Annotated in this window: 8 protein-coding genes; 3 read left to right on the top strand and 5 right to left on the bottom strand. The window is 70.5% G+C overall.

Annotated elements, in window-relative coordinates; all coding sequences use genetic code 11:
* The first annotated feature begins 15 nt into the window (after positions 1-15).
* Positions 16-1323: a protein kinase domain-containing protein gene (locus OG403_RS04000; RefSeq protein ID WP_329561460.1), complete on the top strand. Its 1308-nt coding sequence runs from the start codon at positions 16-18 to the stop codon at positions 1321-1323.
* A 75-nt stretch (positions 1324-1398) separates the two neighbouring features.
* Here OG403_RS04000 and OG403_RS03995 read toward each other — a convergent pair whose 3' ends face one another.
* Together OG403_RS03995 and OG403_RS03990 are read right to left on the bottom strand one after the other, a co-directional pair.
* The gene (locus OG403_RS03995) at positions 1399-1734 is read right to left on the bottom strand and encodes a hypothetical protein (protein ID WP_329561459.1); all 336 of its coding nucleotides are present in this window, start codon (positions 1732-1734) and stop codon (positions 1399-1401) included.
* Between the two features lie 45 nt (positions 1735-1779).
* Entirely contained in the window at positions 1780-3294 is a 1515-nt protein-coding gene (locus OG403_RS03990) for a hypothetical protein (protein WP_329561458.1), read from the bottom strand.
* A 468-nt stretch (positions 3295-3762) separates the two neighbouring features.
* On the opposite strand from OG403_RS03990, the gene OG403_RS03985 reads away from it, so the two are divergent.
* Positions 3763-7605: a wHTH domain-containing protein gene (locus tag OG403_RS03985; RefSeq protein WP_329561456.1), complete on the top strand. Its 3843-nt coding sequence runs from the start codon at positions 3763-3765 to the stop codon at positions 7603-7605.
* A gap of 37 nt (positions 7606-7642) precedes the next feature.
* Here the strand turns inward: OG403_RS03985 and OG403_RS03980 are convergent, their stop codons facing one another.
* Together OG403_RS03980 and htpG are read right to left on the bottom strand one after the other, a co-directional pair.
* Entirely contained in the window at positions 7643-8515 is an 873-nt protein-coding gene (locus tag OG403_RS03980) for a polysaccharide lyase (protein ID WP_329561454.1), read from the bottom strand.
* Positions 8516-8692: 177 nt separating this feature from the next.
* A complete protein-coding gene (htpG, locus tag OG403_RS03975; protein WP_329561453.1) occupies positions 8693-10639 on the bottom strand; it encodes a molecular chaperone HtpG in 1947 nt (648 codons plus the stop codon).
* A 269-nt stretch (positions 10640-10908) separates the two neighbouring features.
* On the opposite strand from htpG, the gene OG403_RS03970 reads away from it, so the two are divergent.
* A complete protein-coding gene (locus OG403_RS03970; protein WP_329561451.1) occupies positions 10909-11784 on the top strand; it encodes a YhjD/YihY/BrkB family envelope integrity protein in 876 nt (291 codons plus the stop codon).
* A 60-nt stretch (positions 11785-11844) separates the two neighbouring features.
* Here OG403_RS03970 and kdpA read toward each other — a convergent pair whose 3' ends face one another.
* Positions 11845-13485, bottom strand: coding sequence for a potassium-transporting ATPase subunit KdpA (gene kdpA, locus OG403_RS03965; RefSeq protein ID WP_329561450.1), 1641 nt, complete (start codon positions 13483-13485; stop codon positions 11845-11847).
* Positions 13486-13498 lie beyond the last annotated feature (13 nt).

Below are 13498 nucleotides of genomic sequence, written 5' to 3'. Positions count from 1 at the left end.
GAAATCGGCTCGAACATGACTACCGAGACCGGCCGTCCTGTGACGGTCACCGGGTATCTCGGGGCCGGAGGGCAGGGCGAGGTCTACCGGGTGCGGACTGATCAAGGCGACCGGGCCCTCAAGTGGTACTTCCCGCAGAGCGCCACCGAGAACCAACTCCAGATCGTGGAAGACCTGGTGGCTCGCGGGATCACGGACGACCGTTTCCTCTGGCCGGAGGAGGTGGTGAGCGACGGAGCCGATGGGTTCGGCTACCTGATGGGGCTCCGCCCGGACCGGTACCAGGGCCTGCCGAGCCTCTTCAGCCGTCAGATGAAGACCTCGACGCGAGCACTGCTCACGGCCGGTATCCACCTGGTCGAGGCGTACAAGTCACTGCACTCGCAGGGGGTCGCCTACCGTGACATCTCCTGGGGCAATGTTTTCTTCGATCCGCTGGACGGGTCGGTGCTGATCTGCGACAACGACAACGCCGTTCCCGAAGGTGAGGCTTCCGGGATCAGCGGCACGATGGACTTCATGGCCCCTGAACTGGTCCGGGGGGATGATGGCGCCGTACCGCGCACGCAGACCGACCTGCACTCGCTCTCGGTGCTGCTGTTCATGATGCTGATGAACCATCATCCGCTGAAGGGCGCGCTGGAGTTGAAGATCAGATGCTGGGACGAGGCCGCCGAGCGGCGGATGTACGGCTCTCGGCCGCTCTTCGTCTTCGACCCGGACGACGTCTCCAATCGGCCGGACCCGATGGAGCAGGGCACGGTACTGGCCACCTGGGCGGCTGCCCCGCCGATTCTGCGGCGGCTCTTCCAGCAGAACTTCACCGAGGGCCTGCGAGACCCGGACCGCCGGGTCCGCGAGTCGCAGTGGCGGGATGTGCTGAGCCAGGTCCGGGACACCATGGTGGTCTGTGCGAACTGCGGGCGCCCGAACATGACGGAGCCGACGGGTACGTCCGCGCAGACGTGCTGGTCCTGTAGTCGAACTCTGGTCATGCCGCCGTGGCTGGTGGTGACCACGAGCAGCCCGCAGGTGGCTCGCACCGTCCGGCTCGGGCACGGAGCTCAGCTCTACGGGCATCACCTGTCGGGGGAGCCCGACCGCCATGACTTCAGCGACTCGGCCGTCATCGCGGAGCTTGCGGAGAATCCGCAGAAGCCCGGCCGGTACGGCCTGACGAACCGCACTCCGGCGACCAGCTGGAGTGCCCGGCGCTCGGACGGTACGACGGTCCCGGTGCCGCCGGGTCGGTCGGTGCCGCTCCGGGAAGGTCTACGAGTGGACCTGGGCGGTGGCACCGAAGCGGTGGTGCACACCAGCTGAGATACGCGGCACCGATGGGACAGTGCGGTCTGCCGTGGGCTCGGCTCGGCTCGGCTCGGCACCGGGCAGGGCCTGCTAGCCGCCGATCGCCTGGTGGATGCCCTGCACCAGCGTGAGTGCACTGCTGCCCGCAGTCAGCCCGAGAACGATGGTGTCCAGCCAGGAGCGGATCCGACCGCAGTCGGGGGAAACGCGCTGCTCGGCCGCTCGAACGAGTTCGGCGTGCACTGCTTCGGCGGCGGTATGGAGTTCAGGGGACTCCTGCTGAACCAGATCGATCAACTGAGCGGCCTGGCGTACGGCATCGGCTGATGACTCCGCGCCGGTGAAGTTGTTCTGGACGTTGTTGCTGCCGCCGATCACGGAATTCTTGATTTCGCCGTTGAAGGTGAACTGGTCGCCGCTGGGCAATGGGACTCCTTGGGTCGGTGAGACGAGAGAGCGATGGACGATGGGCTATGGTGCGGCAGGCGACCCGCCCGCTGACGGCTGCCCGGAGGAGGATCCTCCCCCGGGTGGTGCCACCGGGCCCTGCTGGTTGTTCTGGGTGTTTCCGGTACCGCCGATCACGGCGTTGCCGATCGAGCCGTTGAAGATGGTGGTCTGCTGCTGGATGATCTGCTGCTGTTGATCATCCAGATCGGTGGTGTCGATGTGATGTGCAGTCAGGAAGTCGCGGGTGGAGACCAGGACTGCCTGCGTCAACAGCTTGACGAAGGTGGCGCTGTCGCGACGCTCGGCGAAACCCATCTTCTCCCAGGAGGCGGCGCGCTCCCGCAGGCTGTTGGTTGCGCCGAAGTCGAAGGTGGCGTACCCCTTCCGAATCTCCCGGCGCTGCTTTTCCAGCGCTCGTGCGGTGCGCGCCCGGGTGCTGGCACGCCCCAGCAGCCGGCCTGGCGAGCCGAAAAGCAGCGGGCGGGTCTGCCGTAGCGCGTCGTGCGCCGCCCGGAGCCTGAGCCGAACCGGGCCGGCCAGCAACCTCTGCGGGAGGCCGAAACGGTCGCCGAGCGGCGGTAGCACATAGGAGTTGACCTCCCAGGTGAGCGTCGGGTGGTGTAGTTGGGCGCGCAGATGCATCGACACCACGACATGTCCACCCTCACCTATCACCCGCAGGCAGAGGTAGGTCTCCATGCCCTTGGTGGGCCGGGCCGCTCCGGCCTTCACCCAGTCGCTCGGGATGACGGCTGCCGGGCGCTTGGTCGGATCAGGCAGCGCGTCGGGGATGTGGGAGACGAAGAAGCCGCGGACGTACAGCCGGTTGCGCGCGGTCAGCGACTCGAGTCCGGTGGCCTTGGAGATCTGCTTGGCGACATGCTGGTGGAGATCGGCCGCGTCGAACGGGAGCGGAACAAGAGCGGCGCCGTTGGCGTCCTTAGCCGGGCGACCGATGTTGAGCGGGTTCCAGACCGACTCGCTGATCCGCCAGCCGCTGCCGACGAACGGGTTCACCTTCTCCACGGAGTGGTGATAGACGACCATGTTGAGGCGCTTGAACGAGGCCAGGTGCTGCTCGACCTCCGCCGCCACTGGCGGAGCCAATGTCAAGGCGGAGTCGTCCTGGGTGCTGAGCGCCAGGACGATGCTCCAACTGGCCCAGAGCGCGCGGTACACGACTGCGAACGCCGCAACGAGGATCAGCAGGACCGCCCCGAGTGCGAGAGAGGCGACGATTGGTCGCCGGTCGGCGACCTGCGCAACCGCTAGGGTGACCAGCGCCAGCAGCGCAGTGAGCAGCCAGGCCAGCACCCGATCCTGGCTGTGGACGCGGCTCTCCACCAGCCGGGAGTGGCGCACCAGGGCGATGAGGTTGATACCCACAGGCGGGCCGAGCGCCTCCATGCCATCCTCGGCATAGTCGGCAAGCACCTCGCGGGCGAGCCGAGGATCCAGGTGAGCGGTGGCACACATGCGCCGGGTGACCAGGTCCGTGCGGTGCTTGGGCAACGTCGGAAGCGATTTGAGTAGCACGTGCACCTCCCCCCAGGTGATGACTTCTCGCACTGACTGCCGGCCCGAGTACCACATTCCGGGCGGCGGCAACTGTACGGCCTGCCTAGCCTAGTGCCCGTCGGGCCGGCCTCGCCTGGGTCTTCACTAGAAGGCGAGTCCGGGCGGACGTCAGCGCTGGGCATAGCGCTCATCACATCCCACTGCGCTGACCTGCGGCAATGTGTTCGAGGATCTTGAGATTCCCAAGCTCACAGTGCACGTTCGATCCTCGACGCCCGTTCCCAGGCAGCGGGATCGCTCACGGCAGCGCCGCGGCGGAGAGCCCGTCGCCAGATCCCGAACGTTGCTGCCCCACCCGAGGTTTCGCCCAGGTCCTCGACTGACATCCGGTCGGTCAGGTGCCGGCGGATCACGGTCGCGAGTGCCCGCAGCGGCGCGCGCCGGTCTCCTAAGCTGTCCCCACGCGGTGACTGGGGAGGACAGCGGGTGGAGCGGCACGGGATCACGAACACCATCAGCGGGGGGACCTACGAGGGGCCGGTGATCCAGGCGGCCTCGGTGACGGTGCGGGGGCCCGTCGAGCCCGCGCCGCCGAGGGAGCCGTGGGTTCGGGGTGTGCTGGACTCGGGCGTCTGGGCGCACGTGGCGGCGCGCGGGGTCGAGGCGCACCGGCAGCACGCGGGGCGGCTGGTGGGGCGACTGGCTGCTGTCCGGGATGCCGCCGAGCAGCGGATCGCCGGGGACCCGTGGGCCGATCCCGGGTTCGCGGCGCGGTTCGCGGACCGGGTGGAGTGGCTGCTGGGGGAGCCCGACGGCGCGCTCGACCTGTACCCGGCCGAGGCCGGGGTGCTCGTCCTGCTGCCGTACCTGTACCAGGCTCACCAGCTCCTGCTGGTGGCCTCCCGCCTGGAGGTCGACCCGGCCGACCTGCGACCGCGGCCGGGAGCGACCGGGTGGCGCGCCGGGTACCAGTCCTTCCTGGCCGGCCACGACCTGCTGGTGAACCGGGCCGAGCTGCGGCCGGAAGCCGCGCCCGCGATCGGATGGTGGCTGTACCGCCGTTGGCTCGCCCGGGAGGAGCAGGGGGCGGACCAGCTCGCCGAGCTGGCGGCCGAGCTCGCCGCGGAGAGCGGGCCGCTGACCGAGGCGTTGAGCCCGCGACGGCTGGCCAGGATGCTCGCCGGTCTGCGGCTCGGCTCCGATGTCTGCAATCCCGAGCACCTCGGCCAGTTGGAGGCGGACGAGCTGCTGCCCGGGCCCGGCCGGCAGCGGCTCCGGGAGCGGCGGGCGAGCCTGCTGCTGGCCGTCGCGTACGGCGCCGCGATCGAACTCGCGGTCCTGCCGGACACGGTGGTCGAGCACACCGGTGTCCCGAACGCCGTCGAGCTGGACGGCCTGCGGCGGACCCTGACCGGGATGGCGTGGGGTGGCTCGCCGGAGCTGCCGGTGCTGAAGGCGGTCTGCGAGCACGAGGCCGTGCTGGAGGCCCTGCGCGAGCACGCGGAGCGGCTGGACGGGCTGCTCCTCGCGGTCGGGCGCGTCCTGCCCGACCGGATCACCCAGCCGATGCCGCCGCTGCCCGCGCGGATCTCCGCCGACGGCGTGGTTCCGGCGGAGGGAACCTTCACCAGTGGTGCGCGGTTCCGGCTGGACGACCGCCGGGGGCGCGGCCTGCTGACCGGCACCCAGCTCTACAAGGACCGCGGCCTGGCCGTCCGCGAGCTGTACCAGAACGCCCTAGACGCGTGCCGCTACCGACGGGCCAGGACCCAGTTCCTGGAGCGGTCCGGTCGGCCCGTCCATCCGTACGAGGGCCGGATCGAGTTCGTCCAGGGGGTGGACGAGGACGGCCGCGAGTACCTGGAGTGCGTGGACGACGGGATCGGCATGGGCGAGGCGGAGCTGCGCGGTCTGTTCTCGCACGCCGGCGCCCGTTTCGCCGAGCAGCCCGACTTCCTGCTGGAGCAGGCGCAGTGGGAGCGGGTGGAGCCCCCGGTGCGGCTCCACCCCAACAGCCGGTTCGGGATCGGGGTGCTGTCCTACTTCATGCTCGCGGACGAGATCCGGGTGACCTCCTGCCGGATGGGGCTGGACGGCGTGCCGGGCCCGCTGGTGGAGGCGCACGTCCTCGGGCCGAACCACCTGTTCCGGATCGTCGAGAAGCCGGAGCGGGGCAGCCTGCCCGGCACCCGGGTGCGGCTCTACCTGCGGGAGCGGCGCCGCTCCTGGTCGGGCCTGGACGCGCTGGCCGGGGTGCTGAGCATCGCCGAGTTCCGCACGACCGTGGAGCACGGTGGGCGGCGGAAGGCGTGGGAGCCGGGGGTCTTCCAGTCGCTGGTCGGCCGGCCCAGTGGTGACCTGGTGGAATGGCAGGACAGCCCGCCCGGTGCGCAGGTGATCTGGTGTCGGCATGACGGCCTGCTGCTGGTGGATGGCCTGCGGATCGAACCCCGGCGGCAGGTCGGGGTGCTGTCGGGGACCCGGGGCGTCGTGGTCAACCTGACCGGGGACCATGCCCCGCGGCAGCTCAGCACCGACCGCCTCACGGTGCTGGAGGACGTGTCGGCCCAGGTCGAGGAGTTGCTGACGGCAGCGGCGCCCACTCTGGTGACGAGCGGGGCGGCATTCCTCACCCTGGCGTGGGTGCAGGAGCTCGCCAAGAGCAGTCCGCGAACCGCGGACCTGGTGGCGCAGGCGGCGTTCGAGGCGGGCGTCGGGTTCGGTGACCGCAGACGGCCGACGGTACCCGCCGCGGCCGGCTGCTTCCCGCTGGACCGGGCGCTGCTCGACCACCTGCTGACGTCGAACCGCCGCTCGGCACGATCGACGGACGCGGGGTTCTACTCGATCCCGGACCACATCCTGCTCTGGCGGATGCTCGCCCACGAGCCCACCGACCTGGTGCGCCAGCTGGCGGAGCTCGTACCGGAGCTGGTCGAGCCGCGCCAGGTGGTCAGGGCCCGGCCGTCGGACCTGGAGTTGCTCACCGGGGGGCGTGGCGGCTTCGGGCTCAGCAGGCCGTCGGACGTCTTCGGCATCGCCCGGCGGCTCGGCTGCGGTCCGGCCGGCCCGTTGGAGCGGCGACGCCTCTTCGGGGTCAGCGACCTCGTGCTGCCCGGCCCCTCAGGCTCGGGTGAGTGGGACGTCTCGGACATGAGCTGGCTTGACGAGCCGTACGAACGTCGCCGCTCGCACGCGACGATCGATGATCTGCTGAAGATCGCCGAGAAGCTCGGGGTGAGCGCGGCGCAGGCCGCGGCTCGGCTGCGGTCCTACGGCATCGCCGTCCTGCCGGCCGAGCTGCCGGACGGCGCGCTCGATGAGTTGGACCTTCAACTGCTCCACCGGGATGGCGTGATCACCGCGCACACCGGGATCCAGCACCACGGACCCGTGCCGCCCGGCCACGTGGCCCAGGCCGCCCTGCGGACGGGACTGAGCCCGGCGGAGGTGCGCGGCCGACTCGAACGCTACGGCGTGGACGTCGAGCCGTTCGACTTCCCGGAGCGGCCGGACCAGGCGTACGTCGACTGGATCAGCCGGGACCACAACGGAAAGTGGCCGTGGGTGAGTGCCGTCGGGCCGCTGCCGCCCTGGCAACTGGTGGCCGCTCAGGGGTGGTTGGAGCTGTCCGCCGACGAGGTGCGGGCCGAGTACGGGCGCCTCGGCTTCACCCTGCCACCGAGGACGGCCTGCCGGGAGTCGCTCGACGACTTCGAGCTGCTCGCCGGCAAGTGGGAGGTCGAGTGGTCGCCCTTCCGGACGGACCGTGCGCCGAGCTTCCACCAACTCATGGAGGTGGCCGAGGCGCTGGGGCTCAGCCTGCGCGCGCTGACCAGCCGGCTGGCTGCCTACGGGGTGCGGACGGGCATGGTGCTGCCGCAGCGTGCGACCGAGCTCGACCGTGAGCTGTTCCGCTACGAGGACCTGTTGCGGAGCGGCTCGGAGGACTTCGACGACGTCTGGTGGTTCCGGCTCGGGCCGGACGACGAGATCCCGTTCTTCCTCCTGGTCCTGGCCGCCCGGGACCTGGGCCGACGCCCCAGGGAACTGGCGGCCAGGCTGTGTTCCTACGGTCTGCGGGTGTCCCGCGATGACCTGCCGCCCGATCTCACCCACCGCGACGCGCTGCGCCTGCTGACCGCCGACGATCAGGTGATGCCGCAGCCGATGGACCCGCCGATGCCGCTCGCCCAGCTCGCCAGGATCGCCCGGCGCGTCGATCTGCCGCTGGCGGAGGCCGCCCGGCAGCTGCGTGCCCTCGGTGTCCAGGTCGGCGACCTGGCGGCCACCGTGCGGGCGGCCCTGGCGCGGGTGCCGCTCGGGTGACCGCAGGAGTCGACAGGGCCACCCGTACCAGGCCAGGTCAGTGCTGGACGCCGGTCGCCAGGGAGAAGTCGGCGAAGGACGCGTGCTGGGTGGAGCGCGGCCCCCAACTGGTGTCGTGGCCGCCGTAGAAGGTGGAGAAGAGGATGCCGGAGAACGGGATGCCCTTGATCCCGGAGGCGATGCCCTTGCCGAGGTAGACCTGGCGGCCGTCGAACCAGACCGTCACGTCGCCGGTGGCGCGGTTCACCAGCTGCTCCGCGGTGTGCCAGGCGCCGTCGGCGGGCCACTGCCAGCGGCCCAGCCCCTCGTCCACGCCGTAGCCGGTGGGGCCGGAGTCGGTCGGGGTGTAGAGGTAGACCTCGCCGTTGTCCGGGACGCCGTTCGCGCCGCGCCACATGTAGCGGGTGGACCAGCCGTTGCCGTGGTTGCCGCCGGACTCCTGGCCGATCGTGCCGCCGTAGAGTCCGGGCAGCTTGCCGGCCTTGCCCCAGTCGGTGCCGGCGGGGAACTTGAGGTGGTACTTGAGGTCCAGGGTGGTGGAGTTCTTCAGCGGGGCGAGGCCCATCGCGGTCAGGTCGGTGTAGAACTGCCCGCCGCCGGGGGTGGGGCAGTCGGAGCAGCTGTTGGCGGAGGAGCCCTTGCCGTAGGTGACGCGCAGCGCCGAGCCGCCGCCGGGTGCCGTCGGGTCGCCGGCCTCGGCGAGGTCGGCGGCGCCCCAGGCGCCGGTGCGGGCCACGCCCCAGGCGTGTTGCCAGCCGCTGCCTGGATAGCCGGTGAACTGGCCGGTCCAGGCGGGCGCCGTGGTGCTGGGGGCGGCGCTCGCGGCGGCGGTGCAGGTCGCGGTGAGGGCGAGGGCGAGGGCTGCTGCCAGGGTCAGTGAGGCTGGACGGCGGTGGAGTTGGCGGGTCATCAGGTCGACTCCTTCCAGGGCCACGTTGGGAGTCAAGTTAGGAACTTTTCCTAACCATCCCAGGGAGCGTGACGCTGACCCGACAAGCTGTCAAGAGGCGCGGCGCCCGCCGGAGACGCGTCGGGGCCGACAACCCGCCACGGCGCGTGGCGGGTTGTCGGCCCCGAGGCCGGTCGACTAGAGCGTGCGCTCCAGACGGTCCGCCACCAGCTTGACGAATCGCGCCGGGTCGCCCAGCTCGCCGCCTTCGGCCAGCAGCGCCATGCCGTAGAGGAGTTCACCGGTCTCGGCGAGGTCGGCCGCGCCGCCGCGCTCGCCGTGCGCCTTGTTGAGGCCGCTGACCAGCGCGTGGCCCGGGTTCAGTTCCAGGATCCGCTTGACCCGGGGAACCTCCTGGCCCATCGCGCGGTACATGCTCTCCAGCGCCGGGGTCACGTCGTGGGTGTCCGAGACGATGCAGGCCGGCGAGACGGTCAGGCGCGAGGAGAGCCGCACCTCCTTGACGTTCTCGCCCAGGTGCTCGGTCAGCCAGCCGAGCAGCGCCGCGTACTCCTGCTGGCGCTGCTCGCGCTCGTCGGCGGCCTGCTGCTTCTCCTCCTCGGTGTCGAGGTCGACCTCGCCCTTGGCGACCGAGCGCAGCTGCTTGCCGTCGAAGGCGGGGACCGCCTCCACCCACACCTCGTCGACCGGGTCGGTCAGCAGCAGCACCTCGATGCCCTTGGCCCGGAACGCCTCCATGTGCGGGGAGTTCTCGACGGCCTGCCGGGACTCGCCGGTCAGGTAGAAGATGTGCTCCTGCCCGTCCTTCATCCGCTCGACGTACTGCTTCAGGGTGGTCGGCTCGTCCTGGTGGTGCGTCGAGGCGAACGAGCAGACGTTGAGGATGGCGTCGCGGTTCTCGAAGTCGCCGAGCAGGCCCTCCTTGAGTACCCGGCCGAACTCCCGCCAGAACGTGGCGTAGCGCTCGGGGGCGCCGGCCATCATGTCCTTGACCGAGGAGAGCACCTTCTTCGACAGCCGGCGGTACATCATCTGGATCTGGCGGTCCTGCTGCAGGATCTCGCGCGACACGTTGAGCGAGAGGTCCTGGGCGTCCACCACGCCCTTGACGAACCGCAGGTAGCTCGGCAGCAGCGCCTCGCAGTCGTCCATGATGAAGACGCGCTTCACATAGAGCTGCACGCCGCGCTGGTGGCCCTGGGTGAACAGGTCGTGCGGCGCGTGCGAGGGGATGAAGAGCAGGGCCTGGTACTCGAAGGTGCCCTCCGCCTGCAGCCGGATGGTCTCCAGCGGGTCCTGCCAGTCGTGGCTGATGTGCTTGTAGAGCTCGTGGTACTCGCTGTCGGACACCTCGTCGCGCGAGCGCGCCCACAGCGCCTTCATCGAGTTGAGCGTCTCCGGCTCGCGCGGGGCGTCGGCGCCACCCTCGCCTTCACCCTCGCCGTCGCCCGCGCCCTGCGGCTGCGCGGCGGCCTCGGGGACCATCCGGACCGGCCAGGTGATGAAGTCCGAGTACCGCTTGACGATCTCGCGGATCTTCCAGGACGCGGTGTAGTCGTGCAGCCCGTCCTCGGTGTCCACGGGCTTGAGGCGCAGCGTCACCGTGGTGCCCTGCGGCGCCTCGGCCACCGTCTCGATCGTGTAGGTGCCCTCGCCGGTGGAGGTCCACCGGGTGCCCTCGCTCTCGCCGGCCCGCCGGGTCAGCAGTTCGACCTCGTCGGCCACCATGAAGGAGGAGTAGAAGCCGACGCCGAACTGCCCGATCAGGCCCTCGGCGGCGCCCGCCTCCTTGGCCTCCTTCAGCTCCCGCAGGAACGACGCGGTGCCGGAGTTGGCGATCGTCCCGATGAGCTTGACCACTTCGTCGTACGACATGCCGATGCCGTTGTCGCGCACCGTCAGCGTGCGGGTCTCCTGGTCGGCCTCGATCGCGATGTGCAGGTCGGACACGTCCGCGCCCAGGGCGTCGTCGCGCAGGGCCTCCAGGCGCAGCTTGTCCAGCGCGTCGGAGGCATTGGAGACCAGCTCGCGCAGGAACACGTCCTTGTTCGAGTAGATCGAGTGGATCATCATCTGCAGGAGTTGACGAGCTTCCACCTGGAACTCAAACGTCTCAGCCGCCATGGCTTGCGATTCCCTCCTCAAGTCACCGGGGTGACGGAAAACTGACCTGTGCACTGTAGATCAACCGGTCGGTATCAGGCCTCCCGCGGGGGCGCACTCCGCGTCGTAGCGGTCCGCTGAGGGGCCGTCACGTTAGGCTCGCCCCGCCACCAAGCTGCGGGAGCCGGCCCGGAGCCACAGGAGTCGAGGAGGCCGGGACGGCTCACATCACGCGCGAGCGCCTCACCAGAACGCTGACCTTCTGGCTGCGCCCGGCCTTCGCGCTGCGCGTGGTCAGCCGCTTCCAGACCATCGTGGGCTTCGACCGCTCGATGGCCCTGGCTTCCAGCGCGCTGACCGCGCTGGTCCCGCTCGCGATCCTCGGCAGCGCCGTGCTGGCCCAACTCGGGCACCAGGACCTGGCGGGCCGGATCATCAACCGCTACGGCCTCACCGGCGGCGGTGCCCAGGCGGTCCGGCAGCTGTTCGGGTCGGAGGCGGGCACCAGCCTGAGCGTGGTCGGCACGCTCTTCCTGGTGATCTCGGTGCTGAGCTTCACCCGGGCGTCCCAGCGGCTGTTCGAGCAGACCTGGCAGCTCAAGCCGCTGAGCGTACGCAACACGACGAACGGCCTGCTCTGGGTGCTCGGACTCGCCGGCTACCTGACGGTCACCGGCTGGCTCCAGGCCGCCCTGGGCTGGGGACGGCTCGGGGTGGCCGCCGCCGTCGCCGAGGTGCCGGTGTCGCTGGTGTTCCTGGCCTGGAGCGGCCGGGTGCTCTCCGCGCGGCGGATCGCCTGGCGGGAGCTGCTGCCGTTCGGTGTGGTCGCCGCGGTCCTCATCGGGTTCTACGCGGTGGGCGCGAGCGTCTACCTTCCGCACCTCTTCAGCTCCTACGCCACCCGCTACGGCGTGGTGGGCGCGGTCTTCGCGATGATCTCGGCGCTCTTCGCCGTGATGCTCGTGATCGTCGGCTCGGCAGCCCTTGGGCGGGAGGTGAGCGACGAACTGGGCCACATCCGCCGGGGGCAGCGGCCGCCCGACGACGAGATCCGCCGCCAGTGGGACACCGTGGTCGAGCAGATGCGCTCGCGCTGGCACTCCACCCGTGAGCAGATCTCGCCGCACCGCGGGCGCGGTGATCCGGGTGGTGCGGGCCGCGGTTGAGCCGCGGCCCGCACCGCTGAACTGATGATGCGTCAACTCCTGATCGGCGTCGGGGCGGCGCTACATCAGCCCCTCCGCCAGCGGCCCGAGGGCCAGCGCCGGCAGGAAGTTGAGCAGCGCCAGGATCAGCGCCGCGCCGGTGGCCAGGGTGATGAAGTTGACCCCGGAAGCGCGCAGCGTGCCGGCCGTCACCACGCCGGGGCGCTGCTTGGCCAGTCTGCCGGCCAGCGCCAGGATGAAGGCGATCGGGACGTAGCGGCCGAGCAGCATGGCGACCACCATCAGACCGTTGTGGAAGTCGGTCGCGCCGTTGAAGCCGGACATCGCGCTGCCGTTGCTCTGGGTGTTGCTGGTGTAGGCGTAGATCAGCTCGGTCAGGCCGTGCGGCCCCGCGTTGCCCATGTCGGCCGCGCCGTCCTGGCCCAGGCCCACCGAGACGGCCGAGCAGACCAGGATCACGGTCGGTGCCACCAGCGCGTACATCACCACGTAGCGCATCTCGCCGAGCCCGATCCGCTTGCGCAGGTACTCGGGCGTGCGGCCGACCATCAGGCCGCCGATGAAGACCGCGATCAGCACGGCGATCAGCAGGCCGTACAGGCCGCTGCCGGTGCCGCCGGGGGCGATCTCGCCGAGCATCATGGCCGCCAGCAGCACCCCGCCGCCCAGGCTGGAGAAGCTGTCGTAGGACGCGCCACCCGCGCCGTCGGCGCTCGCGGTGGCCGAGACGCCGAAGAGCGTGCTGCCGGGGACCCCGAAGCGGGTCTCGGTGCCCTCGTACTGGCCGCCGACCGCCGCCGCGACCGGGCTGTGGGTCGAGTGCTGGGCCAGCGAGGCCGCCAGCAGCAGCAGGCCGAAGAGGATGCCGACCACCGCGAGCAGCGTCCAGGACTGCTTCAGGCTGCCGACCATCCGCCCGAAGGTGCGGATGAACGCGGTCGGGACCAGCAGCATCAGCACGATCTCGATCAGGTTGCTGACCGCGTTCGGGTTCTCGAACGGGTGTGCGCTGCTGGCGTTGAAGAAGCCGCCGCCGTCACCGGAGAAGAGCTTGACCGGCTCCCAGGAGCCCACCGGGCCGCCGATCAGCGTCTTCTGAGCACCCGTCAGGGTGGTGATGGTGTGGTTGCCGCCCAGGTTCTGCTCGACGCCGAGCCCGATCAGCAGCAGGCCGGCCACCACCGCGAGCGGCACCAGCACCCGCCCGATGGTGCGGATCAGGTCGACCCAGAAGTTGCCCAACTCCTCGGTGCCGTGCCGGACCAGGCCGCGGATCAGCGCGAGCGCCGCGCAGATGCCGACCGCCGCCGAGGCGAAGGCCTGCACCCCCAGGCCCGCCATCACCGCGAAGTGCCCGGTGCCGGTCTCCGGCACGTAGTTCTGCCAGCTGGTGTTGGTGGTGAAGCTGACCGCGGTGTGCAGCGCGGTGCGCCAGGGCATCCCGCCGATCCCGCGCGACCAGGGCAGGTGGCCCTGGCCGACGAGCAGCGCGAAGAGGGCAGCGATGCTCATCACGGTGAAGGCGAGCAGGGCCAGCAGGTAGTGCTTCCAGTCCTGTTCGCGGTCCGGGTCGACGCCGCAGACCCGGTAGAGGACCCGTTCGATCTTGAGGTGGCGGCCACCGTCGAGCTGGCGGGCCAGGTAGTCGCCGAGCGGGATGTGCAGTCCCACCACCACGGCGATCACGAGGAAGGCTTGCATCAGGGCGATCACG

The organism is Kitasatospora sp. NBC_01266, assembly GCF_036242395.1.
GTDB lineage: Bacteria > Actinomycetota > Actinomycetes > Streptomycetales > Streptomycetaceae > Kitasatospora.
This window is presented reverse-complemented; position numbering and strand designations above follow the sequence as displayed.

Excerpts from the sequence above, each read along its gene's own strand:
- OG403_RS04000 (WP_329561460.1), top strand. The coding sequence starts at position 16 with ATGACTACCGAGACCGGCCGTCCTGTGACGGTCACCGGGTATCTCGGG.
- OG403_RS03980 (WP_329561454.1), bottom strand. The coding sequence starts at position 8,515 with ATGACCCGCCAACTCCACCGCCGTCCAGCCTCACTGACCCTGGCAGCA.
- htpG (WP_329561453.1), bottom strand. The coding sequence starts at position 10,639 with ATGGCGGCTGAGACGTTTGAGTTCCAGGTGGAAGCTCGTCAACTCCTG.
- kdpA (WP_329561450.1), bottom strand. The coding sequence starts at position 13,485 with ATGCAAGCCTTCCTCGTGATCGCCGTGGTGGTGGGACTGCACATCCCG.